General features: G+C 62.9%; 3 protein-coding genes and 1 tRNA gene. 1 reads left to right on the forward strand and 3 read right to left on the reverse strand.

From position 1 onward, the window contains the following. Nucleotides 1–11: 11 nt before the first annotated feature. Nucleotides 12–1,013 (reverse strand): hypothetical protein, encoded by a 1,002-nt coding sequence (locus ABX749_RS26310; protein ID WP_372898621.1) that lies wholly within the window; start codon nt 1,011–1,013, stop codon nt 12–14. Further along, nucleotides 1,010–1,819 (reverse strand): hypothetical protein, encoded by an 810-nt coding sequence (locus tag ABX749_RS26315; RefSeq protein WP_372898622.1) that lies wholly within the window; start codon nt 1,817–1,819, stop codon nt 1,010–1,012. The genes ABX749_RS26310 and ABX749_RS26315 overlap by 4 nt, the downstream gene beginning before the upstream one ends. Before the next feature lie 319 nt (nt 1,820–2,138). On the opposite strand from ABX749_RS26315, the gene ABX749_RS26320 reads away from it, so the two are divergent. Then, nucleotides 2,139–2,212 (forward strand) — tRNA-His (locus ABX749_RS26320). 138 nt (nt 2,213–2,350) lie between these two features. Here the strand turns inward: ABX749_RS26320 and ABX749_RS26325 are convergent. Continuing rightward, a complete protein-coding gene (locus tag ABX749_RS26325; RefSeq protein ID WP_372898623.1) occupies nt 2,351–3,058 on the reverse strand; it encodes a hypothetical protein in 708 nt (235 codons plus the stop codon). Between the last annotated feature and the right edge of the window lie 436 nt (nt 3,059–3,494).

A 3,494-nucleotide genomic window follows, 5' to 3' on the forward strand; every position in this document is an offset into this window, starting at 1 on the left:
GCGTCTAGCGATTAGTTATCCGTGCTTCCGTCGTTGAGCGTTTTTGCCCCAATCGCTCCGGCGGGGGTGCGGTAACTTTCTTTCGTGCCGATCGTGGTTGCCAAAATCGCCAGCGTCGCCGCATACAGAAGGTTGGCCGAGAGCAGCCCGACGACGCCACACCAGGCCACGACCATCGCGATGCCGAGCTTGCCGGTGGCGGGTTTCCAGGCCAAAAAGATTCCGACCGGCAGGACGCACACGATCAGGGCTGTTAGCAGTTCGTAGATGATGGGCGTTTCAAAAAACGTTCCCGTGACGGTCAACAAGCGATCTTGCGCGGGCGCCACCAGCGCGTAAGCACCGGTGCCGTTCCACCAGACCGGGCTGGCAAACAAAGTCGCCGTCGTGACCAGAGCGATCAATGTCACTTGGACGGACAACAGACGGTTGGCCAGCGTCGTTCTCCAGCTGACCGGTCGAGGACTTTCCCGGTCTGACTGAACACGGCCGACGGGGGCGATCGCGACCGCCGCCAGAGAGAGACTCAGCAGCGGCTCGACCGTTCCGGCCAGCAAGACGATCCGGTTGGCCCAGCCGACGAACCAAACCCAAAGCAACACGCTCGGCCAGTTGCTCTCGCCGATGGCGCTTAGCTTCGCCGGAACCTTCCAATCAGCCAGCCGATCGCCGACGGCCACGAACAACGCCAACGCCACTCCGACCAGCAGATACAGGCGATAAACGAGCGTGGATTCGCCGAGCGCGGAGTCACCCGCCAACGCGTCCCAGATGAACAGCGGTGAAATCATCCAGCGCGCGTCGCTGGTCAATTCGGCGGTGCGAAAGAACGTCGCCAAATTCGAGCTGGACGCCGGCGCGCCGCGGGCAAACCAGGTTTCGACGTCGGCCAGTGCCGAGACAAAATAGATCGCCGCGAGGAGACAAAGTCCGCGGCGGACATTGCGGAGCGTGGCGACCGGTGACGGCGAGAACCAAAACTCCGTCCAGCGTGTAACGCAATCTCTGATCATCGCCCCACCGCCTCCCCGCCGGACGTTTTGCCAGCGGCATCGGCGTCCTGCTCTCGGGAGTACGTCGACAATCGTTTCGCCCCGATGGAAACCAATCGGACCTCGTTGGCGTCGCGAACGACGCGCGCCAGGTAGACCGGCGGCGCGGCATCATCGGCGGCCGTCGTCAGTTGCGTGGGCAACCGCACAATGCGAACCGCTTCGATCGAAGGGTCCGCGGCGACCAACGGCATCAGCAGGGCCGCCGCCAGACTCGGCCGGTCGGATTGGGCCAGCGTGGCCACCAGTCCCATCCAGCGGCCATAGCGATCCGACTCGGCCAGTCCCGCGATGCCGCTCGGCTCGATGGTGGTCCACTCGGTTTGCCGGTCGATGACCAGCGTGTCCCCGTCCGCGGCGGAGGCGAATTGCAATCGGTGGGGTTGCTCGTCAGGCGTCGCGTGCGCCAGATAAAACCGGCGACCGTCGGCGGCGAAATGCGTCGAGCGGAGGTACGGCGAAAGCAGGTCCAGCAAGCTCGAGTGGGTCGTGGAGGGTTCGATGATGGCGGTGTAAGACACAAACAGCGCGAACAGATGCACCAAAATCGCCGCGCTGATCAAGCCGGTCCAGGTGGAACTGGGCAAGGCCTGGGAATCGACCGCGGCCGCGTTCGGGGCTGAGCCGTCGTTGGCTGGGCCGGCGTTGGCTGGGCTGGCGTTCGGTGCCGGATCCGCGGGAACGGCCGCCGGGGGCTCGATGCCGCCGTCAGGGCTGTCCGCGGTCGGACCGCGTGACGTCTTAGTTGGGGGCTTGCGGCGGGCCATGCGGTTCTGCGAGCAAAAGAATCTGGGGTTCGAAGCGGTAAACCGATAGGGTAACTGCTGTCGGAGCATCCGAAAATGGATTGTGCGATCGCGGACGGATTGCCCCGGCAGCGGTCCCAATCCGGGCCTGCGTGGCAAGAGGGATCGGTTTTGGCGTAAAACTGAGCCGATTGATCCTTTTTTTCCGCGGCGAAAGAAGCCGGGTGCCCAGAGAAAAAAATCAGACCGTTGACCGAACTTTCTGCGGCGGATAAAGTCTTGATCTTGCTGGCGAATTCAGCGTCAAAACAAATGCTGAATTTGCCGCGACACCATCACGGTGGGTGTAGCTCAGTTGGTTAGAGCACCGGATTGTGGTTCCGGATGTCGCGGGTTCGACCCCCGTCACTCACCCTGTTTCTTCGTCGGCGCGAAACGCCGACCGGCCCGGCGTTATCGCCGGTAACTGTTTGGCGCCCGCTGGTCGCGAACGTCGTCAACAGGATTGACGCTTTCGTCGATGTTCTCCGATCCACGTCGACGCCCCGCGTTTTAACCGCGCAGGAAAGCCCGCGCTGCATCGGGGGAGACGAGCGTCCAATCCCCGAGCATCAACGATGGCAGCAGGGGTCGCATTAGCACACAGTGATAGGCTTCAAAGTCGCTCCCGTCCGGGGGCGTGACCACGATCACGGCATGGTGCGCCCGATCGCGGATCGAAATGCTGATGCTTTGCGAGTAGTCGAGGAATGCCCCGATCGCGTTCATTCCTGCTCCCCGCCGCATTCCCGCGGCCGGCACGTGCCCTTCCGCTTCCGGCGTGGGCGGTGACGACGTGGTGCTGCGGCGAGCGGCACCGAAGCCTTCAAAGATCGCTCGGCCGAGTGCGGTTTGTTCGATCAGGTACGTGTGGAAATCCGGCGCTTCGAACAAATCTTGGGCAAACGCGACCATGCCCTCCAACGGAGACGGCATGTGGGTGTGTTCCCGACGAACTCTCCGCCGGCCCGCGTCGGGCGACGCGTTATGCAGGTACCCGCGATTGTCAGCGGGAATTCGGCGAAACGCGCGAATCAGATCGGCGTGGTTGTCGAAGGGCATCACCGTGCCGTTCTGAATCGGTTGATACGCCGGCAAAGCGGGTCGCCCGGACGATGAATCGCCGCCTTCGCCGGACTGTTCGATCCGACGGGCGTGTTCGAGCAAGCGGTGACGAGCCAAAGTGCTGTCCGCGAGAGCGGTTCTGGGAGGATCAGGCATCGTAGACTCCTCTTGTTAGCACGGCGTTATCTCACCCGGCTGAGGCTGGCATCCACGACGAGCCACCATCATTCATTCGGCGCACCGCCACGATTGATCGCGCGGTGCGGGGAACACCACCGGTCGGCAAGAATAGGGGGCAAACGACGTGCCGTGTGCGTCGCACCGCAGCACCGATGTTGCTTCATCAACGCCGTCAATCGCGATCGCGTCGCCGACAGACTCGTGAGATCTTTTTGCGGTCAATCGAGCTGGAAACCGATTGATCCGTGAACCCGCTGTGAAACGTTCGCATTGTCACACATCACCGTTCGATTTCGCGCGCCGCACGCAGCGACGGACGCCGTCACTCCATCGGCACGCCGTTGGGCGAACGACGTGATTCACGAAGCCAATGGACGTCCTGTTCCAGGCGAATCGTGGCCATCGGGGTCGA

Origin of the sequence: Stieleria sp., from assembly GCF_041595215.1 — a bacterium.
GTDB classification, from domain to species: domain Bacteria; phylum Planctomycetota; class Planctomycetia; order Pirellulales; family Pirellulaceae; genus Stieleria; species Stieleria magnilauensis.

What these genes read in the sequence shown, in the direction of transcription:
- ABX749_RS26310 (WP_372898621.1), bottom strand. Translation starts at nt 1,013, where the DNA reads ATGATCAGAGATTGCGTTACACGCTGGACGGAGTTTTGGTTCTCGCCG.
- ABX749_RS26315 (WP_372898622.1), bottom strand. Translation starts at nt 1,819, where the DNA reads ATGGCCCGCCGCAAGCCCCCAACTAAGACGTCACGCGGTCCGACCGCG.
- ABX749_RS26325 (WP_372898623.1), bottom strand. Translation starts at nt 3,058, where the DNA reads ATGCCTGATCCTCCCAGAACCGCTCTCGCGGACAGCACTTTGGCTCGT.